The organism is Lichenibacterium minor (assembly GCF_004137685.1).
Classification (GTDB): domain Bacteria; phylum Pseudomonadota; class Alphaproteobacteria; order Rhizobiales; family Beijerinckiaceae; genus Lichenihabitans; species Lichenihabitans minor.
Genome location: NZ_QYBB01000057.1, coordinates 1 through 22,885 on the forward strand (window position 1 = coordinate 1; position 22,885 = coordinate 22,885).

Below are 22,885 nucleotides of genomic sequence, written 5' to 3' on the forward strand. Positions count from 1 at the left end.
TCGAACAGAACGACGAGTGGCAGCTCCAACACCGATACATGACGCTCGAAACCATGGCCGGCCGCACCGACGAGCAGACGGCAACATTGACCCATATCGCAGCCTGACGCCCCTCAAAGGCCTGCGGTGAGCACCCAACAATTCTCCACCACCTTGACGGACGTGATCTCTGCGTCGATGAGAATGTCGACGGATATGGATTCGAATCCGAGTGGCCCGGGCCGCCTCGGACCGGTCGCCCAGAGGGCGGATGAGTCGATGTCACCTCCGGTGTGCACTTCCAGCTTACGGAGTGGGATCCCGCGCGCCACGGCGTTGGCCTGGATGCTCACCGTGAGGCAGGCCCCCAGGGCCGCCAGCAGCATCTCGGAAGGGTGTGGCTCCTCATCCTCGGACAGCAGGGTTCCCTCCTCCGCGGGCTCGGCCGTGCCGCTGCCGAACGGCTCCAAGTGCCGGACGTGATGCCGCTGGCGGAGCCTCGCCGTGGCGACGGTCCTGCACGCCAGGCGGCGAAGGTTCTCCGGCGTCGAGGATGGACGATCCACGTCGGGCACCGTTCCGTCGAGGGATGCCGCATCGACCTTCGGCTCATCGCCGGTCAGCTCTGTCACGTCGACGCTCCTCGCGCTGTCTGCCCCGACCGACAACGGTTTCGGTTCGTCGGAAGGCCGGAGTAGAAACGCTTTCTGGAAATGCGAAAACGCATGGAGCCGGAATGCTGGATTGGGACGACCTGCGCTTCTTCCTCGCCGTCGCCCGCCATGGCAGCCTCACCGCGGCCGCCAAGGATTTGCGCGTCGCGCAGTCCACGGTGGGGCGCAGGCTCGCGTCCCTTGAAGAGAATTTGTCGGTGCGCCTCCTGCACAAGACGCCGGACGGCTATCGCCTGACGCTCGCCGGCGAGGCAGTGCGAAGCCAGGCGGAGCGGGTGGAGGTCGAGACGCTGACCATCGAGCGCGCCGTGGGCGGCCACGACGAAAAGCTGCGGGGCACCGTGCGGGTGTCCTGCACCGAGACGCTGGCCGTGCACGTACTCGCACCCTGCTTCGTGGCGCTCCAACACCACCATCCAGAAATCCGAGTGGAACTCGTGCCGAACCCGCTGGAGGTGAGCCTAGCGATGCGCGAGGCCGACATTTCCGTGCGCCTAGCTCCTTCGGACCGCAACGACCTCGTGGTGCGCCGCGTCGGGCGCGTGGCCTTCGGGCTCTACGCGTCCCCGCTCTATCTACAACGGCACGGTCTTCCCGACTTCGCAGCGGGCTGCCCCGGCCACCGCCTGATGACGTCGATGGACGACGTCGACGGAGACGAGCAGGAACGCTGGGTTGCGGCGCTCGCGTCCTGCGCCCGCCCGGGCCTGCAGACCAGCAGCCACGAGGCCCTGGTCGTCGCCGCCCGCAGCGGCGGCGGGCTCGCCTGCCTCGCCCGGTTCAGGGCGGACCGCGACCCCGCATTGACCCGGCTGGACACGCCAACGTCACCGCCGCCGGCCGACGTCTGCATCCTGGTACACAGGGACAGTCGCTCGACACCGCGCATCCGGGCGACCTCGGCCGTCATTGCCGAGGCGGTGAGCGCGTTCTTGCCGAACTGAATGACCCCGATGCGTCCTTGCATAGTGGGTCGGCATTTTTCGGCCGCATCCAGGACGGGCCGGTTCGGTTAATGCGTCATCGCCGCATTGACGAGGCCCATGACGGGCGTCGGCACGGTACGGCGGTCGGAACGCTTCCTCCCAGTCACGACAGGTCCATCGACCTTCCTTTCGGAGGGAACGGACCCGTGCGCACCTACAGGATTCTCTTCATGGCCATGAGCGACAACGTGCATCCGGCCCGCGGCGACCCGAACTTCACCCCCGTCAGCCCCGAAGACGACGCACGCACCATCCTGGTGAACAACGTGTCCTGGGGCGGCGTGCTGGCCGGCGTCGTCGCCGGTCTGGTCACGCAGCTCATCCTCAACCTGATCGGCGTCGGCATCGGGGCTTCGACCCTGAACCCGATGACGAACGACAACCCGACCGCCAGCGGCTTCTCGATCGGTGCCGGGATCTGGTGGGCGCTGTCGGGCATCATCGCGGCCTTCGTGGGCGGCTACGTCGCGAGCCGCCTGTCCGGCCGTCCGAAGGCCTCCACCGGCGCCTGGCACGGCCTGACGTCCTGGGCGCTGACCACCCTGGTCGTGTTCTATCTGCTCACCACCGCGGTCGGCGGCCTCATTGGCGGCGCCTTCAACACCGTCAGCGGCGCCATCGGCGGCGTCGGCCACGTGGTCGGCACCGCGGCCCAGACCGCCGTGCCGGCCCTATCGCAGAGCACGGACCCGGTCGGCGCCATGCAGCAAGCCCTGTCGGCCCCGGCCAACGACCCGGCGACGGCCATGAAGGACGCCACCACGTCCCTCGCCAAGGCGGTGGTGACCGGCGACGACGCACAAATTGCCGACGCCCGCGAGAAGGTCGCGCAGGCGATGGCGAAGCAGCAGAACATCCCGGTCGACCAGGCGCGCGCCCGCGTCGCGGACTACGAGAAGCAGGCGCGCGACAGGGCGGCCCAGGCCAAGCAGCAGGCGGCCGAGGCGGCCGATGTCGCGGCCCGGTCCGTGTCGCGCGGCGCCCTGCTCGGCAGCCTCGCCCTGATCCTCGGCGCCATCGCGTCCTGGTTTGGCGGCCGCGCCGGCACCGTCGACCCGACTGTGACCGCGCAGTTCGTACGCACCACCGTGCGTGGCCGGGGTACCCCGGCCGCCTGACGCAGGCGGCTTCGACCACGACCTCGGACAGCGCCCCGGCGCCGTCCGGGAACGGGACCCGACGCCCGGCGGCACGCTCGGTTCCGCTTATCCGACCGCCATTCACTTCCACACGAGGGGAACACCATGGCCACCACCCTGCAGAAGCACACCATCACGGCTTTCTACGAGAGCCGCGACTACGCCGACCGCGCCGCGGAGAAGCTCCGCGCCATGGGCATCCTGGCGTCCGACGTCACCGTCTCGCCCGACACCGCCCAGAGCGAGTACGGCGTCTACGGCGATGACCGCAACGCGGTCGACGCGCCGCGCAAGACCGGCTTCTGGGCGTCGCTGGAGGAGATGTTCGGCGGCACGGACGACCACCACACCTATGCCGAGGGCGTCCGTCGCGGCCACGTACTGCTGACCGCCCACGTCGCCGACGCCCAGCTGGACCGCGCCGTCGCCATCGTCGAGGAACATGGGTCCATCGACCTCGACGAGCACGAGGAGACCTGGCGCAGCGAGGGCTGGACGGGCGCCCCGTCCACTTACTCCTCGTCGGCCGGTGCCACGGCGGCCACCGCCGGCGGCGCGATGGGCATGGCCCTGGCCGGCAGGACGGCTCCCACCCGCGTCGTCGAGACCGAGACGGTCGTCGAGCGCGCGCCGGTCACCGCGCCCGTGGTCGCCCCGAAGCCCGTGGCCGCGCCGACCCTTGCGGCGAAGCCGGCGCTGTCGACCGGCATGGCCGGCCGCGGCGGCGAGGACGTCGTGCAAGTCGTCGAGGAGCGCATCAACGTCGGCAAGCGTGCCGTCAGCCGCGGCAAGGTTCGCCTGCACAGCTACGTGGTCGAGAACCAGGTGTCGGAGGACGTCACCCTGCGCGACGAGACGGTCAGCATCGACCGCCACGCCGTCGACCGGCCCGTGGCGGCGCTGGGTGAGGACGCCTTCCGCGAGCGCACCATCGAGCTGGAGGAGATCGACGAGGAGGCGGTGGTGGCCAAGACCGCGCGCGTCGTCGAGGAGATCGGCATCCGCAAGGACGTGTCGGACCGCGTCGAGACGGTCCGCGACACCGTCCGCTCGACCAAGGTCGACATCGAGGACGGCCGCACGGTCGGCACGACCGCCGTGGGCACGACGGGGAACGTCCTGTCGCGGCTCGTCAAGGACGTGGAGGTCGTCGGCTCGGACGGCGTGCACGTCGGCATCGTCGACCGCGTGGAGGGCGCGATGATGAAGCTGAAGCGCAAGGACGCCACGGACGGTCAGCATCACCTGCTGCCGACCGACCTGGTCAGGTCCGTCGACGGCAAGGCCATGCTGAGCATCGCGGCAGCCGAGGCCATGCGGCGCTGGAAGGCCGTCTGACCTTGGACTCGTCGCTCGGACGACTTCCGAGCATAAGGGAGCGACGCGGCCGGACTTGCGCCAGGCTGCGTCGCGCAGACCTGACGGGTGGATTTCTGATCATGGCCGACATCCGTGACGCCTCGGGCGAGCAGCCTTCGGACCTCGACCCGGGTGGGGCCGCGCGAGTGGTCCTGGCCAATCGCGCCGCTTCGACACCGGCCAGTCCGCAGGTCGAGGCCGTCGAGGTCATCCCCGTCCTTGAGGAGACCCTCGCGGTCGCGACCCTGCGCAGGCTCACCGGCGTGGTCCGGGTTTCGACCCACACGGAAGCCGTCCAGGAAATCGCCGAAGCCGAGCTGGACCGGTACCGCGTGGAAGTCACGCGCGTGCCGGTCGGGCGCGTCGTCGACGGGGCACCTTCGGCACGGGCCGAGGGCGACGTGACGATTATACCGGTGGTCGAGGAACGCCTGGTGACGATGAAGCAGCTCGTGCTGGTCGAGGAACTCCACGTCAGGCACGTCCTGGAGCGGGTCACGGTGACGGAACCCGTCACGCTGAGGCGTCAGCGCGCCGTGGTCGAGCGGTTCGACGCCGCCGGTCAGGGCGTCAGCGAGGACGATCGGAACGCTTCCTGAAGTGGGCCGCCTTCAGACCGCCACGCCATCACTGCGGCATCAGGCGTCTCGCCCGTCGTTCCCGCCCACCACGACGTTCGGGGGTCCTCCCCTCTCGCCCGAGGTCGCGAGCGCCGCCGCTGAGGCACCGTCAGTCCCGGAGTGGACCGTCGCCGCGCGCCGTTCCCCGTCCTGAACCGAGCGTTCCCGCGCGACGTCGCCCACGGCGTGCGGACGGACGAGACCCAACCCGGCCGCGTGCTCCGCCATTGCGATGGTGTCGGCCGCGAGGACCAGGGTGCTGCCTGCCGCGGCAACGGAGCGGGCGAGGTCCTCGATTTCCGACGCTCGGCCCGGTCGTCGCGACACGTTGCGGATGTAGACGGCCCGCACGCGCCCCGGGTGCTCGCGCACGACCTCGGCGTAGACCTCCGGGTCGTGCTGACCGCTGTCGCCGACGAGCACGAAGGGCAGGTCCGAATACAGGTCGAGCATGTTGCCGATCAGCTCGCGCTTATGGTCCCGCGCCTTACGGGGGAGCGGGTGGCGCCAGGACAGGCCCCACTCGCGCAGGAAGAGTTCGGGGCCGACCGGGATGTTGTGCATGCGGAAGAACGCGGTCAGCATGTCGTAGGTGCCCCACGGCGCGCGCGAGACGTAGAGGACCGGGTTGTCCTCGCTGCCCCCAATGCCGTCGTGCAGGCCGCGGTAGAACGCCGCCACGCCCGGGAAGGCGACCCTTCCTCCGGCCTCGGCCACGAACAGCCGCCACAACATGGCGAGCTTGTTGCCGACGCCCGTGAACATGACGGTGTCGTCGATGTCGCTGACCACCACGAGGCGAACCGGGCCGAGCGGGACGTAGATCTCGGCCGTGGCGCGGACGGGGATCTCCGCGTCGAGAAAGAGTTCGACCTGGTGCCAGCTTCGATCCGCGGGGGGCGCCTCGGGCAGGTCGACGTCGAAGCGGAAGAAGCCGTCCCGGTCCGTGCGCGTGTGCGCCACGGCCGCGCCGAACCTAGCCTCGATGGGTGCGTCCACGACCTTGCGTCGGGAGATCCGATGGCCGACGTCGCGCAGGTGCGCCATCACGTCGTTCGATCCTTCGCGGACATGCGAGGGTGACTGGCGGAAGACGCGGCCGATCAGGAACATCCGCTCGCGCGAGCCGTAGCCGCGGAAGGCCTCGATCACGACGCCGTCCCGCCCCTGGGCACGGCGGACGGGGCGGCCGAACAAGGCCAGCAGGCGGTCGAGGCCGCGTCGTGTGGGATCTGACATCGCGAGGAACCAAGCCGACCAGTGGGCGCCCTGTGTACACGGTATCGGCGCCCCGCTTCCGGCTCGATCGCGTCGCCTCAGGGGGATGCTAGTCGCGGTATCGTCGGAAAGGCTCAGGGGACGGGCCCAAGCAGACCGCGAGCTGCCTGGCCCCGAACTCACCGACCGCCTCGGTCCATCACTGCACCTTGAGGGCGTGAGCGACCCTGTCGTAGATGACGCGGCATCGGGGGCTGAAGCTCTGCCGTTTGCCGGTCATGCAGGCGAGGCAGTGATCCGGGGCTGTCCATACGTCAGGGCAAATCTGGGCCGCCTCGCCCACGCAGGTCCTGGCCTCCTGCTGGAGCCCGTCCGACAGGACGAACTGCGCCGCCTCGCACGGGACCGTCGCGAGCACGATCAGAAGGGATGGGAGGACGGCACGGGAGCGGGGCATGAGAGGATCGACTCGGCCGAGGCGCCACCGGACCCGGCCCCTATGGCCACCACCACTCCACGACCGGCGTGAACCGACGGTGAACCCACGGATTACCGCCCTCAACCGCTGCGATTCACCCTCGTCGTCATGCGGTCAGTCTCACCCGGTCGGCTAGCCCGTGCAGGCGGTCGACCAGCGCACGCATGCCGATGTCGCCCTTGTTGAGCACCTGGCTCGCACCGCGCAACCTGCGGTGGTCGTCGTTGGGCAGGCTCCGGGCCGTGAGCACCACCACCGGCACCTCCGCGCAACCCGGGATCCTTCGCAGCTCCGCGAGGAAGTCGAAGCCGTCCATCACCGGCATGTTGAGGTCGAGCAGCACCACGTCGGGACGCCGCTCCCCGGCCCGCGCGAGGCCCTCGCGCCCGTCCATGGCCTCGGTCACCATCCAACCGTCGTCGGCCAGCATCGAGCAGACGGCCGCGCGAGCGTCGTCGCTGTCGTCCACGACGAGGATCCCGCCCGACGACGAGCGGAACCGGCCCATGACGTCGCGGAAGCGGTCCCAGCGCACCGGCTTGACCATGTACTCGGCCGCGCCGAGCGAGTCCGCTAGGTTGCGCTGGTCGACGGACGTCACCATCACCACGGGCGTCTCCGACAGGTCGGGGTCGACCTTGATGTCGGTCAGCACCGACCACCCGTCAATGCCGGGCATCATCACGTCGAGCAGGATGGCGCGCGGGCGCAGCCGCCTGGCGAGCGCGAGCCCTTTCCGGCCGTCGCCCGCGACCTGGACACGGAAGCCCTCCTTGTGCAGGAAGCGCGTCAGCAGGGTGCGCTGGTCGGCGTCGTCGTCGATCACGAGCACGAGGTCTCCTGCGCCCGCCCCCTCCGTCGGGAGCTCAGGGTCAGGCAAGCTCTCGTCCGCTTCGTCAGCGCGGGTAGCCGGCAGGGAGAGGGAGAAGGTGGTGCCTTGGCCGGCCACGCTGCCGACGCCCACCTCGCCGCCGAGCATGTCGGCGAAGGCCCTCGTCAGCGACAGGCCGAGACCGGTGCCCCCGAACTTCCGCGTGGTGGAGGCGTCGGCCTGGGTGAAGCGTTGGAACAGCTTGGCGAGCTGCTCGGGCGTCATGCCGATGCCGGTGTCCGACACGGTGAAGCGCAGCCACTCGCCGTCCGACCTGGCGACGCGCGACGCGCCGAGCGTGATGGTGCCGTTCTCGGTGAACTTGGCCGCGTTCGACAGCAGGTTCAGAAGCATCTGCCGGAGCTTGGTCACGTCCGTGCGGGCCGTGCCGAGGTCGGGCGCGAGGTCCAGGGCCAGGCGGTTGCCCTTCTTGCCGACCAGGCTCTCCACCGTGCCGGCCACCTCCCGCAAGGTCGACCCGACGTCGAAGTCCTCCGCGTAGACCTCCATCTTGCCGCTCTCGATCTTCGACAGGTCGAGCACGTCGTTGATGAGTCCGAGCAGGTGGCGGGCGTTGCCCTCGACCTTGGCCATGTCGGAGGCCAGGTCGGCGCCCTCGCACCCGTCCGCGATCTCCTCGCCCATCATCTCGGAATAGCCGATGATGGCGGACAGGGGCGTGCGCAGCTCGTGGCTCATGTTGGCCAGGAAGGTGCTCTTGGCGAGGTTGGCCTCCTCGGCGGCGTCGCGAGCCTGCCGCAGGGCGACCTCGGCCTCGCGCCGCTCGGTGACGTCCTCGTGCACGCCCACCCACTCGCGCACCGTCCCGTCACGGTCTCGCACCGGACCGGCGCGGACCGAGCAGACGCGATACGCCCCGTCGTGGCGCAGCACGCGGTGTTCGAAGTCGAAGAGTCCTTCCGTGGCAGTCGCGTCGCGCCAGGCTGACAAGGTCGGGCCCAGGTCTTCGGGGTGGATGGCCGCCGTCCAGCCCGCGCCCTGGCACTCTGCCATGGTCTGCCCCGTGAAACGCTGCCAGTAGGCCTGGGGGCGCCGCATCTCGCCGCGGGCATCCGTCGACCAGATGATGTCGCCGACCCGCTCGGCGGCGGCGCGGAACCGCTCCTCGCTCGCGTGGAGGTCGCGCCCAATGCGCTGCTGGTCGAGCGCGGAGGCGAACATGCCCAGGAACAGGATCGCGAAGGTCGCCCCGGCCACGTAGAGCGCGAGGTTCTGCTGCCCGAGCCCGACCACGCCCGGGTGGGCCATGGCGGCGCCGTGCATCTCCTCCGTGAAGGTGGCGGCCGCCATGCCGGTGTAGTGCATCCCGGCGACGGCGAGGCCCATCACGCAGGCCGCCACGGCCTTCTGCCACACGTCGATCTGCCGCGTGGTGAGCCAGAGCGCGACCGTGGCGGCGGTGACTGCGATGAGGACCGACACCGCCACGATGGCCGGGTCGAAGGCGAGGTCGCCCGGGACCTCCATCGCGACCATGCCGGTGTAGTGCATCGCTGCGACGCCGACGCCCATCAACGGCCCGCTGACGAGCACGTCCCGCCGCGTCGCGCTCGGGCGGGTGACCCAGGCGAAGGCCGCGCCCGTCGCGCCCACCGCGATGGCGAAGGAGAGCACCGTCAATCGCACGCCGTAGAGCACCGGCATGGCCATCTGGAAGGCCAGCATGCCGACGAAGTGCATCGCCCAGATGCCGCCCCCCATGGCGAGGGAGGCTGCGCCGATCCAACCCCAACGCGGTCCCGGGGACGCGCCGCGCACGCGCCCGCCGAGGTCGAGGGCCGTGTAGGAGGCGAGCACCGCGATGGCGATGGACAGCGCCACCAGGGATGGGTCGTAACCCGTATGAAGCATGGCCTGGCGCTCTCCCGTCTGTTGGGTGACCACTCGCGGGTCCCGCGTCGCCCTCTCGGGGTCGATCCAGGCGCTGATCCCGCCTGCGACATGGTCGTGCGCGGACCCGCTCGCCAGGGCGTCGGGTGCCGCTATCAGGGAAGCGAGGCGTCCACCGGCGTCGGGACGAGCGCGCGCAACTCCGCCGCCACGTCCTTGAGGCTCGTCGTCTTGGTCAGGATGCGGTCCGCGTCGTGCAGGCGCCTTCGGTCGGCCAACGAGATGTCGCGCGCGCTGAACACGATGACCGGGATGTCGCCGCAGCCGGGCTTCTCCCGCAAGTCGTGCAGAAACTGGAAGCCGTCCATCACCGGCATGTTCAGGTCCAGCAGGATGGCCCGCGGCGGCCCGTGCATGACCTTCACCAGGGCGTCCCGCCCGTTGACGGCCTCCACCACGGTCCACCCCTGGCGCTCCAGCGTCGCGCGGAGGCGTTCCCGCACGTTGGGGTCATCGTCGACGACGAGCACGTCACCTTCCGCGTCCCGGAAGCGGTCCATGACGGACCTCAACTTGTCCCAGCGCACCGGCTTGTCGACGTGGTCGGCCGCGCCGAGCGTGGCGCTGAGGCCGTTGTCGTTGTGGAAGGTGACCATCACGACCGGGATCTTCGCCAGCTCCGGATCGGCCTTCAGGGCGGTCAGCACCGCCCAACCGTCGATGTGGGGCATCAACACGTCCAAGGTGATGGCGCGGGGCCTGACGGCGCGGGCGATGTCCAGTCCGGTCTGCGCATCCATCGCGGTGCGCACGGCGAATCCCTGACGCTCCAGGAACTTCACCATGAGGTCGAGCTGGGCCCGGTCGTCGTCGATCACCAGCACCGTCTGGCGCTCACCCTCGACGTCCGGTCTCAGAGCGTCGAGCGCGATCGTGCCGTCCTCGTAGACGCGCTGCTCGGGCATGGCGGCCGGCAGGCGCAGGGTGAAGGTCGTGCCCTCGCCGTAGGTGCTCCGCACCGAGATGCTGCCGCCGAGCAGGTGGGCGAAGGCGCGGGTCAGCGCGAGGCCGAGGCCCGTCCCGCCGAACTTGCGCGTCGTGGTCTCGTCAGCCTGCGCGAACCTTTGGAACAGGCGACCGAGCTGCTCCTCCGTCATGCCGATGCCGGTGTCGGCGACGTCGAACACCAACGTCGCCTCGGGGGCCGTGCCCTCGCGGCGGACGCGCAGCGTGACCGTCCCCTTCTCGGTGAACTTGGAGGCGTTGCTCAGGAGGTTGAACAGGCACTGGCGCAGTTTGACGACGTCGGTGTGCATCAGTCCGACGTCAGGTGCGACCTCGACGGCGAGCCTGTTGTCCTTCTGCGCCACGAGGGCACCCACGGTCCCGGTCGCCTCCTCCACGAGCGTCGCGACGTCGACGTCCTCGGCGTAGGTGTCCATCCGGTTCGCCTCGATCTTGCTGAGGTCGAGCACGTCGTTGATCAGGCTGAGGAGGTGGCGGGCGTTGGATTTGATCTTGCCGAGGTCGGTCAGCAGGCCCCTCTCCCCGAGATCCTCGACCTCCTCCTCCATCATCTCGCTGTAGCCGATGACGGCGGACAGCGGCGTGCGCAGTTCGTGGCTCATGTTGGCGAGGAACGAGCTCTTCGCCCGGTTAGCGGCCTCGGCAGCGTCCTTCGCGGAGGTCAAGGCCACCTCGGCCTCCTTGCGCTCGGTGATGTCGACGTCGGACCCGACCCACTCGCGGACGGTTCCGTCGTCCTCCAGGACCGGTGCGACGCTCAGGGCCATGTAACGCCAAGCGCCGTCGTGCCGGCGGAGGCGGTGTTCGGAGACGATGGGCGTCCGCGACACCAGGGCGTTCCGCCAAGCGACCCTGACGGCGTCGAGGTCTTCGGGGTGCAGGCAGGCCAGGCGGCCCCACCCCATTGCCTCCGCGGCCGACTGACCGGTGAAGCGGTTCCAGTTCGGCTGGGGCGCGACGAAGGCACCGTTGGCGTCGGTCGTCCAGATCACCGCCGCGCTGGCCGCGAGCAGGGTCCGGAACCGCTCCTCCGCCTCCTTGGTGGAGCGTTCGGCGCGCTTCCTCGCCGTGACGTCGGCGATCACCATGCCGACGCCTTCCTCGGCCCCGGGCTCTCCTGCCCGCCGAAGGGGATAGAAGCTGGCCTGGAAGTGCCTCACCTGGTTCTGGCGCAGGTTGCTGGCGGCCTGGACCTCGACGTTGGCGAGGGAACGCCCCCCGCTTAGGACCTGCTGCAGCTTGCCTTCGAGCGAGGCGCGGAGCTGCGGTATCACCTCCCAGATCACCATGCCGGGGGTGGCGCTGAGGGCGCGCTCGCTCATCCTGGCGAGGGCGCCGTTCACGTGCCGGATGCGCAGGGAGCCGTCGAGGAAGCCCAGGCCGACGGGAGCGTTCTCCAAAACTCCCGTGAGCAGGGCCTGGCTGGCGCGATGCGCACGCCTCCGCATCAGGGCGACCCAGGCCAACCCGGCACAGGCCACGGCCAACCCGACCACGGACAGGGCCCGGAGGAGGTCGTCCGTGGACCGACTCGCCTCAGCCGAGGCGATGCGCGCGCCTGCCGCCCTCTGCTCACGGGCGACCTCGACGCGTACCCGATCCATGTCGGCCTTGCCGGTGCCAGACTGCACGAAGGCCGCCCCCGCCGTCGCTCCCTGTGAGCGGTATACCTCGATGCCGCGCGCGGCATCGTTCAGGCGGTCCGAGACGAGGGCCCCCAAGGAACTCGCATCCCCGCCCCCGAGCGCCTGCACGTTGCCCAGATCGGGACCTGCGGCGGCCAGACCCCACTCGTAAGGCTCGAGGTACTGATCCTTGCCGGTGATGACGAAGCCGCGTTGCCCCGTCTCCACGTCCTTCAGGTCCGAGAGAAGACGTTCGGTCGCGATGGTGAGGGCGTTGTCGTGCCGCACCGCCGCGTCGATGCTCCGGTCGCGCTGGTAAGCCCAGACGGCGACCGCCAGCGAGGCGAGCAGGATGGCGGCGGCGAGCCACGACAACGGGAGCAGGCTGTCCCGGCCTTCCTCGCGGGTGGTCCCGGCGGCGGAGGCACCCGCGTCTTCGGCCATCGAACGTTCCTCGGCGCGCGTCCGTCCACTTGCCATCGCGCGAGGGACCATAGCAGCTTCGCCCTGGGGTTCGACAGGCTTGAACGCTCTGGCTCGGAGACGGGTGCTCGGAGCGGAACCCGAACGTTCAATGACGCGCTTCACGGTCCCGGAAAGGAGCGAGCCTGGACCGACATCAGGCGAGAAAATATCTTCCATGCAGGTCTTTGAGCTGAAACCGGTCGTCTCCTGTGGCGTTCTCTTCGCTCATGGGTCGGTGGAGGACCGCTGGAGCCGGCTCGGGTCGGACTTCAACGGGAGCAGTCTCTGTGCCGTGGAGCCGAGGTTCCGTCCGCGACGGGCCCATACCTCGGTTGTCCCAGTCCCGTCGCACGAACATCAGGTCATCGTCATGAGCCTCACGCAGAACACGACGGCGCAGTCGCGCGCGCTCACGGTCCTCTTCGACACCAAGGGTGCCGCGCAGAAGGCGATCTCCGACATCGAGGCGGCCGGGGTGCCCCGCTCCGACGTCACCATGGTCGAGGGCGGGGCCGGCACGGTCCCGGAGGCCGGGCACGAGGGCTTCCTGGCGTCGCTTAAGGACATGTTCATGCCGGAGGAGGACCGCTTCTCCTACGCCGAGGGGCTGCGTCGGGGCGGGTACCTCGTGTCCGTGAAGACCGGACGTGTCGACATGGAGCGCCTGCTCGACATCCTCGACCGGGACGGCGCCATCGACATGGACCAGCGCGAGACGACGTGGCGGAACGAGGGGTGGGCCGGGTACTGCGATTTCTCCATGGGCACGGCGGCGACCGGCCTGACGTCAGGCGCCGCCGCCGCGACGCCGGATAGAACGGCGCCCGTCGCCGTCCGGACCACGGGCGCGGCCGCCGACGAGCAGGTGATCCCGGTCTACGAGGAACGCCTGGAGGTCGGCAAGCGCGAGGTCAGCCACGGCCGACTCCGCGTCCGCAGCTACGTCGTCGAGACGCCCGTCGACGAGCAGGTCACCCTGCGGAGCGAGACCGTCCAGGTCGACCGCCGTCCCGTCGACCGCGCCGTGAGCGCCACGGACGCGCTGTTCCAGGACCGCACCATTGAGCTCGAGGAGTTCGCCGAGGAGGCGGTGGTGTCGAAGGAGGCGCGCGTCGTCGAGGAGATCTCGCTGCGCAAGGAGGCCCACGACAGGACCGAGACCATCCACGACACGGTGCGCCGCACCGAGGTGGAGATCGAGGACGGGCGCACCGGGACCGGGGTCGTCGGCGCGCGCGGCGTCCGCGAGGGCAGCGACGACGGCCGCATCGTCGAGCACATGGAGGTGTACGCCTTGGATGGCACGAAGGTCGGCACAGTCGACCACATGGACGGGCCGGACAAATTCAAGCTGGCGAAGAGCACCTCGCCGGACGGCCAGCACCACTTCGTGCCGATGTCCTGGGTGGACCACGTCGACAAGCACGTGCATCTGAACAGGACGGTGTCCGAAATGAAGTCTGGTCATTGACACGCCATGCTGACCGGCCTTCGGGGCTCGATCCCGACGGGCGGTCAGCGTTCGCAGGAAGCGCGCCTGAGCCATGTCATTAGGCTGGACCGACACCGAGCAGGTGAGCCAGGGAAGGATCGGACGTCACGTCGGGAGTGACCGGATCCCGTTCCGGCATCGCGGATGACTGCCGTCGTGCCAGAATCGTGGCCGCGGCACGCACGGTGGTCACGTCGCCTCGCACGTGAGCGATGGCGCACGTGCCGCCTGCGGAGCCCATGTGCGCCGGGCCAGGCTGAGCGAAAGATTCGCGAGTACGATGGTTGCTCATGGAAGCCCTCCCGCCGTGATCGCGAGCGGACGGTGCCCACCCGCGAAGAAGACCCCGAGGACATCACTCGGCTGTTGAATGGCAGATGACCGTGATCGGGCCTGCAAGGGACGTGCGTAGGCTGCGCAGCTGGCCGGGCACGAGCAACATGCCTCGAACGCCGTTCCGCCCGCCCGAGATGGCGTTCGAGCTCACGAAATGGCGGGGATCGTGCGGATCTCGCCCGCTCGCTCAATGCTCCGTTAGGAGCCACGTGGGATGCCTTCGGTTCATCGGGTGACGAGGTCGGCATGCTGAAGGTCCTGGGCTGCGTGGTGCACGATCACGACCTCCGCCTCGTCGCCCTGTCGGCCGTGATCTGCGTCCTGGGCTGCCTCACCACCACCACGCTCTTCGCGAGGGCTACCAAGGGCGCACGACGAAGCCACGACCTCTGCCTCGCCTCTGCGGCCGTGGTGTTCGGCTGCAGCATCTGGTCCCTGCACTTCGTCGCCATGCTGGCGTTCATGCCCGGCCAGAAGATGGCCTACGACGTGGGCCTGACCGGGTTGTCGATCGTCGTCGCCATTGGCGGTTCCTCTCTGGCGTTGTTCGCCTGGAAGACCCCCGCCGTGCGATCCGGACGCGTGGCCCTGGCTGGCATCCTGCTCGGCCTCGCGATATCCGGCATGCACTACGTCGGCGTGGCCGCGATGACCTTCTCGGGCTTCCTGGTGTTCGACCACGCCTACGTGGTGGCCTCGGTTGCGATCAGCATCCTGTTCTCGGTCATCGCCCTGGCGAGGGCGTCCGAGCTGTCTACGGTCAGCCGGCGCATCGAGGTCGGCAGTTGGCTCGCCCTGGCGATCTGCGGCCTGCACTTCACGGGCATGACCGCGATCACGATCGCGCCCGGTACTGCGGAGGCGGCCGACGGGGTGGTCCTCGGCACGACCCGGCTCGCCGTGGTGGTTGGCGGCGTGAGCCTCGCCATATTGGTCGCCAGCCTGGTGGCAGTCATGGTCGAGCATCAGCAGTCGCGGCGCTCGCTGCGGGACATGGGCCGCATGCGCCTGATGAGCAACCTCGCCCAGGAGGTCCTCTTCATCCATCGCGACGGGGTGGTCCTCGAGGTGAACAGCGCCGGGGAACGCCTGTTCAAGGCCCCGGCCGACGACATCATCGGCCGCCCCGTCATGAGCCTGTTCGCGAAGGACAGCGCGCCGGCCCTGATCCGACGCGAGCGGTGCCCGCCGATGGACCGGCGCCCGGAGGAGATGGACTTCCTGTCCGTCGACGGCACGCATGTGACCGTCGAATTGTCGTGCCAGCCCATCGACTACCTTGGCAAGCCCGCGACGGTGGTGGCGTTGCGCGACCTCACCGACCGCAAGCGCGACGAGGCCCGCATCCGGCACCTCGCCCGACACGACGCCCTGACGAACCTTCCGAACCGCTTCAACCTTCAGGAGCGGCTCGACATCGCGCTCGATACGGCGGCGCAGACCGGGGCGGCCATCGCCCTGGTCTACATCGACCTCGACCGCTTCAAGCCGGTCAACGACCTGTACGGTCATGCGGCGGGCGACGCCCTGCTGGTGCAGGCGTCGAAGCGCATCCTCGGGGAGATCCACGCGGTCGACAGCCTGGCCCGGATCGGCGGCGACGAGTTCGTGATGATCCTGACAAGCCAGCCCCAGCCCGAGAAGGCGTCCGTCGTCGCGACGCGGGTGATCGAGGCGCTGCGCCGGCCCTTCCAGGTCGAGGGTCACCGCGTCGAGATCGGCGCATCGGTCGGCATCGCCTTGTATCCGCAGGACGGCGCCGATGCTGACGCGTTGATGCGCTCGGCCGACGCCGCCATGTACCGCGTCAAACAGGAGGGACGCGGGGCGTTGCGGTTTTTCGAGGCCTCCATGAACGCTCAGCTTCAGGCGAGGCTCCTACTCGGGCAGGAACTGGCCCACGCGGTCGAGCGCGGCGAACTCGTGCTCCACTACCAACCCATCGTGAACGGCGTCACGGGCGAGGTGGAGACCTTCGAGGCCCTGATCCGTTGGATGCATCCGACGCGCGGCATGGTCCCCCCGATCCAGTTCATCCCCCTCGCCGAAGAGACCGGCTTGATCGACGGCATTGGCCGATGGGTGATCGACACGGCCTGCCGCGAGGCGGCCGGATGGCCTCATCCTTGGCGTGTGTCGGTCAACGTGTCCCCGAAGCAGTTCCGGCAGACGGACGTCTGCGCGGCGATAGGCGACGCGCTGGAGGCGAACGGGATCGAGCCGGCCCGGGTCGTCGTCGAGGTCACCGAAGGCATCCTGATCGACGACGCGGACAAGGCCGTGGCCATCCTCAACCGGCTGAGGGAGATGGGCGTCCGCATCGCCCTCGACGACTTCGGCACGGGTTATTCGAGCCTGAGCTACCTGCAGCTGTTCCAATTCGACAAATTCAAGATCGACAAGTCGTTCGTGAACCGGCTCGGCGAGGACGACCGGGCACTGACGCTCACCCGGACGATTGTCAACCTCGGCCACAACCTCGGACTCCAGGTCACGGCCGAGGGTGTGGAGACCCAGGCGCAGCTCGACGTCCTGCGCTCGCTCGGCTGCGACCAGATCCAGGGCTACCTCGTGGCACGTCCGGCGCCGATCGATGCCTTCACCGACCTCGACCGGCTTCGGACCAAGGCCTTGTTCGGGCGGGAGAGAGCGCGTCTTACCGCCTGAACTGGCTCCCAAGTGATGCTCCTCGACCCCAGTTGAATGGATGTCCCCATGAGTGACGACACCTTTAAGCCGACGCAGAAGATGGCGGCGAACGCCAAAAAGGGACTCGAGCTGCGGGCCAAGTTCCATCGAGGCGGGACCGAGGTCGGAGTCCATCGGGCCGAGCAGATCGCCAAGCAGGCAGAGCTCGGGCAGGAGGACGTCAAGTCCATGCACAGCTACTTCGCCCGTCATGCCGTTGACAAAGAGGGGAAGGCGCACGAGTGGGGCTCCGATGAGGACCCGTCGGCGGGTTACATCGCTTGGCTCCTGTGGGGCGGGGAGGAAGGTAAGGCCTGGGCCGACCGGCACGCGTCCAAACTGGCTCGATGAGGTCTGCGAACGGGGCCCCGCATCAATTCATCTGAGCGAAGGTTCGAAGCTCGGCGTCTGATCCGTGGCATGCGGGCGGCGGTGGTGGGTCTCACGAGCGCATCGAAGGCTGGGTCGCGCCTCGCAACGACGCACGGTCAGCCCCCCAATGGAGCTAAGCCGCAAGTCGGCTTATCGCCGCCGTCACGTGTTCGCGGCGGTAGGGCTTCTCGAAGAAGAGCCTGTTCCAGGGCATGGACTGTCGGTCCACCCGCAGCTTTCCCGACACGAGGATGAGCCGATCGAAGGCCATCGGTCGTGAACTGCGTGTGCCAGCTTCAGTCCGTTCCCACCGGAGCCGAGGTCGACGTCGGAGAAGACGATCCGGATGTCGTCCCGACTGCGCAAGATTCGGAGCGCGTCGTCTACGCTCCACGCCTCGATCTCCTCGAAGCCGGCCTCCTCGACCAAGTCGACGGCCATCATGCGCATCAACGGCTCATCCTCGACCACCAGGACCGCGGCCCGCATCATGTCATCCACGGCCAACTCCTACGCGTCCTGAAGCTGCTCGAGCGGCGCACGCATCGTAGCCTCGAACCCCGAAGGCGGATAACGCAGGTCCACTCCACCGGATCCCGCCAGTCCCATCGCGATGAGTCTTGAGCCGAACCCATTGCGGCGCGACTGCGCGGGCGCCACGGGCGGAGGCCCGCCCTTCTCCACCCAGTCCAGCACGACCTCCGCCTGTTCGTCACGACCTTTCACATGCCAGGACGCGGAGACGTGACCGCCGGACGTCGACAGGCCGCCGTACTTCGCTGCGTTGGTCGCGAGCTCGTGCACGAGGAGCGAGACCGACAGGGTCGCTCGGGGGCCGAGGTCGAGATCCGGCCCAGACAAGGTGATCCGGCCCCCATGACCCGCAGCCTCCGTCACCGCCGTCACGACGTCCCGCATGGTCGCAGACGTCCACGTCCGGCGCAGGAGGACGTTGTGCGCCGCGGACAGGGCGTGGATGCGCTGCTCGAAGGCCTCGATGGGCGCGCGCTCGGGAACTTTGCGCAGCGTCTGGCTCGCGATGGACAGGACCATCGCCAGGGTGTTCTTCAACCGGTGCGCGATCTCCTCGTTGAGGATACGCTGGTCCTCTTCGGCCCGCAGGCGAGCCACACCGGCTTCCAGCCGGTCGGCGACGTTTCGGAGGAAGGCCAGTTCCTCGTCCGTCCAGGTCCTGGCCGCATCCGAGTGGACGAAGAACAGCGCGACGGTGCGGCCCCTGTCGCGCACGGGGACGTCGACGAGGGCGCCGGCCTGCATGACCTGCAGGGGCGCCGGGTCATCCCGCGTGCGAGGGTCGGTCGTCACATCGTGGATGACCAACGCCTCGCCACGCCGCAGGTGATCCCGGATGTCACCGTAATCGTTCAAACGATGGCGGCCGACGATGCTGGCAACGCCCGGCACGGTCCAATCCGCCTCGATATGAACCAGGTCCACATCACCCTCGATGCGGCCATAACCCGCGCGGCTCGCGCTCAGCGTGCGGCCGATGATCTCGGATGCGGCGCGAGTCATCTCGGGGATCGTCGTGAGCTCGCTCAACCGGTCGCCGAGGGCGAGCTGCGCAGCCCGCCTCGCGTCCGCCTGGATCCTGTCGGTGATCTCGAGGAAGACCACGGCGAAGCGCCCGGCGCCGACCGAGAAGACGCGACCTTCGTACCATCGGTCGAGGCTCGCGACCTTGCGCTGGAACGTCACTGCCTCTCCGGTCTCGACGACGCGGGCGAACTCGTCGATCCACTCGTCCTCGACCCCTGGGAAAACGTCGCGGATCGTGCGCCCTCGGATGCTGCGGGCATCCATGCCCACAAGGCCGCCCCAGGCCTGGTTGACCTCGACGTAGCGCCAGTCGACCACCCTGCCGGATGCGTCGCGGATCACCTCGCCCACGACGAAGCCTTCGCTGAGACGCTCGAAGAGGCTGCGCCAATAGGCGCCCGTCTCGGCCAGAGCCTCTTCGACGTCCAGACGGTCGTGGACCGAAGCCAACAGCCGGGCCAGGGTCTCGAAGAAAATCAGGGTCTCGGCGTCGAAGGGTTCGCCTCCCGAGGAGCCGAAGGCGAGCACGCCGCCCAATCTCTTCTTGCCGATCAGCGGGAAGCCCGCATAGGCGCGCAGCCCGAGGGCGCGCAGCTGAGCCTCATACGCCTGGTCCTCCTCCAGGCCATCGCCGACGAGCAGCGCACGACGGGTCTCGGCCACGATGCCGCAGAGAGGGGTGCCGAACGGCAGGCGATCCGACCGGGCTCGTGCTCCGGGGATGGTATCGATAGCGCGGCTCAGGCGCAGGTGACGTCCGTCCGGCTCGACCTCATACAGGCGAAGCCAATCGAACCCGAGGGCGTCGGTGCTCCCTACAAGGATGGACGCCAAGGCCTCCGCGGGGTCTTCCGCGACGAGGAGGGCGGCTGATGCGCGGGCAAGGACGTCGAGCTTGGGCAGCCGGTGTAGTTCACCTCCCTGTCGGCCGATGAACCGATCACGTTCTTTGACGGAGCGTCTCAGTTCGAGCTGGTCGACCACCTGCGCCGCGAGCGTTCGCAGATCCTCGGCCTGCTCGGAGGTCAGACCGCCCGGGCGCGGCACGGTGTCGATGACGCTGAGCGATCCGAGCACTTGGCCGTTCGGCATGCGCAGGGGCGCACCGGCATAGAAGCGGATGAAGGGACTGCCGGTGACGAGCGGGTTCGCGGCCGTGCGCGGGTCGGCGGCGAGGTCTGGGATGATGAGCAGGTCGGGCTCGGCCAGGGCGAACTTGCAGACCGAGCGCTCGAGGTCCGTCTCGCAGTGGGGGAAGTCGACGCGCGCCTTGAACCACTGCCGGTCGGCGTCGACGAAGCTGACGAGGCCGACCGGCGTCTGACAGAGCCGGGTCGCCAGCCGTACGATGCCGTCGAAAGCCGGGTCGGTCGCGGTGTCGAGGATTTTCGCCGCCGCCAGGGTGGACAGGCGATCCCGCAGGCCGACGAAGCCGTCAGGCGCCGCCTGCAGGTCCGCCTCGTTGACGATCTCGGTCGACACCTGCTTCCTTCGATCCCTCTGCACGCGACCCAGCCGAGCCGCTTCACAAGCCGAACGATGCGACGTATCACCAGATCGTGACGGTTCGCACCGATTTCGTGATTGGAATCCGTCGCACCTCTAGCCTCGAACCTGCAGCGAGGGCGTGATTAAGGACGAGGCGCCATCCCGGGCCCGGACGTCCGCGGTCGGGACCCCACGACCTTGCGCAATTGGCGTGAAAGGTCCGCGACCGAATAGGGCTTGTGGAGCAGGTCGAAGCCGCGTGTGCCGTCCTGCGCCAGCACATGGCTGTAACCGGATACCAGGAGCACCGGCATGCGGGGGTGCCGACGGCGGATCTCGGTCGCCAGGTCGATGCCGTTCATGCCTGGCATGACCACGTCCGAGAAGACGACATAGAAGCGATCCGTGCCCTTGGTCAGCTCGGCCAAGGCACCCTCGGCATCGTTGGCCAGAACGGGCGCGTAACCCAGGTCCTTCAACGTCTGCACGGCGAAGGCGCCTACCTCGGCGTTGTCCTCCACGACGAGGACGCGGGTCCCGTGCCCGTCGACCAACGTCTCGGGCTCAACGTCGTGCCGGGTCCGGTCGGCTGGGGCCACGCGCGGCAGGTAGAGCGTGAACGTGCTGCCCACGCCGACCTCACTCCGCACCACGATCTCGCCACCGGACTGCTTGGCGAAGCCGAACACCTGAGAAAGACCGAGCCCGGTGCCCTGGCCGACGCCCTTGGTCGTGAAGAACGGCTCGAAGATCTTCTCCATATCGTCAGGCTGAATGCCGCTTCCGGTGTCCGTGACCGAGATCGCCACGAACGGTCCAGCGACCGCTGGATGAGCACGCACCGGGGGCATGCCCTCCACGGCCTCGACGACGATGCTCAGTCGCCCTTGACCGCCCATGGCATCGCGGGCGTTCACGACGAGGTTCACCAGTGCCGTGTCGAACTGGTTGGCGTCGGCGTGGACGAAGTAGGCATCGCGGGGCAGTTCCACGTCGACCTCGATCTGGGACCCGGTCAGAGTCCCCAGCATCTCGGAGAGCGCCCGAACACTGTCACCGGCGGCGAATACCTCCGGTCGGAGCGACTGACGTCGCGCGAACGCCAGGAGTTGCGCCGTGAGCTTGGCGGCTCGGTCGACCGTGTCCGATATGGCCGCGACGTAACGGGAGCGTCGATCCTCCCTGAGGTCCGGGCGCTTGAGGAGGTCCGTCGACGACTTGATGACCGTGAGGAGGTTGTTGAAGTCGTGAGCCACACCACCCGTGAGCTGACCGATGGCTTCGAGCTTCTGGGACTGGCGGAGGGCCTCCTGCGCCTGCTCCAACTCGACTCGATGTCGTCTCTCGGCGGTGATGTCTCGCCCCGTCGCGTAGGTCAAGACGCCCGCCGGAGCCGCCGTCCAGGAGATCCAGCGGGTCGAGCCGTCCTTGTGCCGATACCGGTTGCAGAGGCGGGGCGACCCACCCTCGGCAGCGTCGGTATAGGCCTCGACGGTCTCGTCGTGGTCATCAGGTAGGACGAACTCGTTGACGTGGTGGTCGATCAGTTCCTCCGGCCCATAGCCGAGCAAGCGCGTCCATGCAGGGTTCACCCGCCGAAAAATGCCGTCGAAGTCGATGATCAGCATGAGGTCCGGTGCGGTGTCCCACATGAGGTCGCGCTCGGTCGTGCGCTCCTCGAAGCGTTGTTCGAGGGTGGCGTTCAAGCACCGCACGTCGGCCAGGGACCCCTCCAGGTTTCTCTGACTCTCCTGGAGCGCCGCGTCCGACAGCACGCGATGGGTGGTCTCGTTGGTGAAGACGAAGAGTCCGGCCACCTTCCCGTCCCGGTTGAGGACGCGAGAGTAGGAGAACGAGAACCAGGCGTTCGCCTCACCTCGGTCCGTGTCCAACGTCCAGGGAAGGTCCTCGAAGCGACGGCTGCGTCCCGCGAGGGCATTGGCGATGATCGGCTTGGCCTGGTCCCAGGCGTCTGCCCAGACCCTGTCGAAGCGCTCGCCCATCGCCCAGGCGACCCTCGGGCCGAGCAGCGGGGCGTAGGTGTCGTTGAAGAAGAAGGTCAGGTCCGCCCCCCAGGCCAGGATCATGCTCTCGGGGGAGTTCAAGACGAGAGACAGTGCGGCCTTCAGCTCAGGCGACCAGTCCTCAGGCGGACCGAGCGGATGGTCCGACCAGTCGCGTTCCCGGATTGATTGGGCGGATGCGCCGCCGCCGCTGAGGAAGGACAACGAGCCACTCACCTGTCGAACACATCCATGACCGCGAGGCTTCGCAGGGCAGCAGCCTGCAAGCCATCATGGCCCCGTTCGTCGGGCTGCATCGCGTCGCAAGGTACGGCCGCCACTCCGACGATCATGCCACGTCCTCGTTCGCTCGATCGACCTATGAGTTCATGAGACGCCCATCGTCTCGGGTCTGACACCCGATGGTCCTACGACGGCTCCACCGCCCGTACAACGCGGCTCATCCTCCACAGGTAGGCACGCTGAGTTCTGCACCAGCGCGGCAGGAGGCGCGATCGGAGACGGCCGACACGGATCGAGCTGGGTAGGTCACCCAACGTCCGGCCGATGTCGTCGAGGGTAGCGTCCACGGAGCTGGTGGAGTTTTGGAGTCGAGGGCGGTGGGCGGAGCTCCGCACATGGCGGAGCCCGCCGC

15 protein-coding genes and 1 pseudogene are annotated in these 22,885 nt (G+C 68.6%); 8 read left to right on the top strand and 8 right to left on the bottom strand.

Annotated elements, in window-relative coordinates; genetic code table 11:
* Nucleotides 1-113 precede the first annotated feature (113 nt).
* The gene (locus D3273_RS24500) at nt 114-611 is read right to left on the bottom strand and encodes an OsmC family protein (protein ID WP_165359666.1); all 498 of its coding nucleotides are present in this window, start codon (nt 609-611) and stop codon (nt 114-116) included.
* Between the two features lie 104 nt (nt 612-715).
* Here D3273_RS24500 and D3273_RS24505 point away from each other — a divergent pair, with 104 nt between their 5' ends.
* The 4 genes from D3273_RS24505 (at nt 716) to D3273_RS24520 (ending at nt 4,736) form a co-directional block, all read left to right on the top strand.
* Complete coding sequence (locus D3273_RS24505) at nt 716-1,597, top strand: LysR family transcriptional regulator (protein WP_165359667.1); 882 nt, start codon at nt 716-718, stop codon at nt 1,595-1,597.
* Between the two features lie 218 nt (nt 1,598-1,815).
* Complete coding sequence (locus tag D3273_RS24510) at nt 1,816-2,757, top strand: PhnA-like protein (protein ID WP_129229602.1); 942 nt, start codon at nt 1,816-1,818, stop codon at nt 2,755-2,757.
* 126 nt (nt 2,758-2,883) lie between these two features.
* Nucleotides 2,884-4,116 (top strand): DUF2382 domain-containing protein, encoded by a 1,233-nt coding sequence (locus tag D3273_RS24515; protein ID WP_129229594.1) that lies wholly within the window; start codon nt 2,884-2,886, stop codon nt 4,114-4,116.
* 101 nt (nt 4,117-4,217) lie between these two features.
* Nucleotides 4,218-4,736 carry a YsnF/AvaK domain-containing protein gene (locus tag D3273_RS24520; RefSeq protein WP_129229595.1) on the top strand — a complete coding sequence of 173 codons (519 nt, stop codon included), beginning with the start codon at nt 4,218-4,220 and terminating at the stop codon, nt 4,734-4,736.
* Between the two features lie 39 nt (nt 4,737-4,775).
* Here D3273_RS24520 and D3273_RS24525 read toward each other — a convergent pair whose 3' ends face one another.
* The 4 genes from D3273_RS24525 to D3273_RS24540 form a co-directional block, all read right to left on the bottom strand.
* Nucleotides 4,776-5,996 (bottom strand): App1 family protein phosphatidate phosphatase, encoded by a 1,221-nt coding sequence (locus D3273_RS24525; RefSeq protein WP_129229596.1) that lies wholly within the window; start codon nt 5,994-5,996, stop codon nt 4,776-4,778.
* Between the two features lie 178 nt (nt 5,997-6,174).
* Nucleotides 6,175-6,432 (bottom strand): hypothetical protein, encoded by a 258-nt coding sequence (locus D3273_RS24530; protein ID WP_129229597.1) that lies wholly within the window; start codon nt 6,430-6,432, stop codon nt 6,175-6,177.
* A gap of 127 nt (nt 6,433-6,559) precedes the next feature.
* Complete coding sequence (locus D3273_RS24535) at nt 6,560-9,229, bottom strand: MHYT domain-containing protein (RefSeq protein WP_245501377.1); 2,670 nt, start codon at nt 9,227-9,229, stop codon at nt 6,560-6,562.
* 101 nt (nt 9,230-9,330) lie between these two features.
* Nucleotides 9,331-12,270 carry a response regulator gene (locus tag D3273_RS24540; RefSeq protein ID WP_129229598.1) on the bottom strand — a complete coding sequence of 980 codons (2,940 nt, stop codon included), beginning with the start codon at nt 12,268-12,270 and terminating at the stop codon, nt 9,331-9,333.
* 781 nt (nt 12,271-13,051) lie between these two features.
* On the opposite strand from D3273_RS24540, the pseudogene D3273_RS29430 reads away from it, so the two are divergent.
* The 4 genes and pseudogenes from D3273_RS29430 to D3273_RS24560 all read left to right on the top strand — a co-directional run.
* Nucleotides 13,052-13,477: pseudogene (locus tag D3273_RS29430) on the top strand (YsnF/AvaK domain-containing protein); the annotation flags it as partial.
* Between the two features lie 93 nt (nt 13,478-13,570).
* Nucleotides 13,571-13,762, top strand: coding sequence for a DUF2171 domain-containing protein (locus D3273_RS24550; RefSeq protein ID WP_129229604.1), 192 nt, complete (start codon nt 13,571-13,573; stop codon nt 13,760-13,762).
* 603 nt (nt 13,763-14,365) lie between these two features.
* Complete coding sequence (locus D3273_RS24555; protein WP_129229599.1) at nt 14,366-16,786, top strand: bifunctional diguanylate cyclase/phosphodiesterase; 2,421 nt, start codon at nt 14,366-14,368, stop codon at nt 16,784-16,786.
* A 48-nt stretch (nt 16,787-16,834) separates the two neighbouring features.
* Complete coding sequence (locus D3273_RS24560; RefSeq protein ID WP_129229600.1) at nt 16,835-17,158, top strand: hypothetical protein; 324 nt, start codon at nt 16,835-16,837, stop codon at nt 17,156-17,158.
* A 183-nt stretch (nt 17,159-17,341) separates the two neighbouring features.
* Here the strand turns inward: D3273_RS24560 and D3273_RS24565 are convergent, their stop codons facing one another.
* The 3 genes from D3273_RS24565 to D3273_RS24575 form a co-directional block, all read right to left on the bottom strand.
* Nucleotides 17,342-17,671, bottom strand: coding sequence for a response regulator transcription factor (locus D3273_RS24565; RefSeq protein WP_245501378.1), 330 nt, complete (start codon nt 17,669-17,671; stop codon nt 17,342-17,344).
* 18 nt (nt 17,672-17,689) lie between these two features.
* Nucleotides 17,690-20,221: a GAF domain-containing protein gene (locus D3273_RS24570; protein WP_129229601.1), complete on the bottom strand. Its 2,532-nt coding sequence runs from the start codon at nt 20,219-20,221 to the stop codon at nt 17,690-17,692.
* Nucleotides 20,222-20,370: 149 nt separating this feature from the next.
* Nucleotides 20,371-22,455, bottom strand: coding sequence for a hybrid sensor histidine kinase/response regulator (locus tag D3273_RS24575; protein ID WP_165359668.1), 2,085 nt, complete (start codon nt 22,453-22,455; stop codon nt 20,371-20,373).
* Nucleotides 22,456-22,885: the final 430 nt, after the last annotated feature.

What these genes read in the sequence shown, in the direction of transcription:
- D3273_RS24505 (WP_165359667.1), top strand. Translation starts at nt 716, where the DNA reads ATGCTGGATTGGGACGACCTGCGCTTCTTCCTCGCCGTCGCCCGCCAT.
- D3273_RS24510 (WP_129229602.1), top strand. Translation starts at nt 1,816, where the DNA reads ATGAGCGACAACGTGCATCCGGCCCGCGGCGACCCGAACTTCACCCCC.
- D3273_RS24515 (WP_129229594.1), top strand. Translation starts at nt 2,884, where the DNA reads ATGGCCACCACCCTGCAGAAGCACACCATCACGGCTTTCTACGAGAGC.
- D3273_RS24520 (WP_129229595.1), top strand. Translation starts at nt 4,218, where the DNA reads ATGGCCGACATCCGTGACGCCTCGGGCGAGCAGCCTTCGGACCTCGAC.
- D3273_RS24525 (WP_129229596.1), bottom strand. Translation starts at nt 5,996, where the DNA reads ATGTCAGATCCCACACGACGCGGCCTCGACCGCCTGCTGGCCTTGTTC.
- D3273_RS24530 (WP_129229597.1), bottom strand. Translation starts at nt 6,432, where the DNA reads ATGCCCCGCTCCCGTGCCGTCCTCCCATCCCTTCTGATCGTGCTCGCG.
- D3273_RS24540 (WP_129229598.1), bottom strand. Translation starts at nt 12,270, where the DNA reads ATGGCCGAAGACGCGGGTGCCTCCGCCGCCGGGACCACCCGCGAGGAA.
- D3273_RS24550 (WP_129229604.1), top strand. Translation starts at nt 13,571, where the DNA reads ATGGAGGTGTACGCCTTGGATGGCACGAAGGTCGGCACAGTCGACCAC.
- D3273_RS24555 (WP_129229599.1), top strand. Translation starts at nt 14,366, where the DNA reads ATGCTGAAGGTCCTGGGCTGCGTGGTGCACGATCACGACCTCCGCCTC.
- D3273_RS24560 (WP_129229600.1), top strand. Translation starts at nt 16,835, where the DNA reads ATGAGTGACGACACCTTTAAGCCGACGCAGAAGATGGCGGCGAACGCC.
- D3273_RS24565 (WP_245501378.1), bottom strand. Translation starts at nt 17,671, where the DNA reads ATGATGCGGGCCGCGGTCCTGGTGGTCGAGGATGAGCCGTTGATGCGC.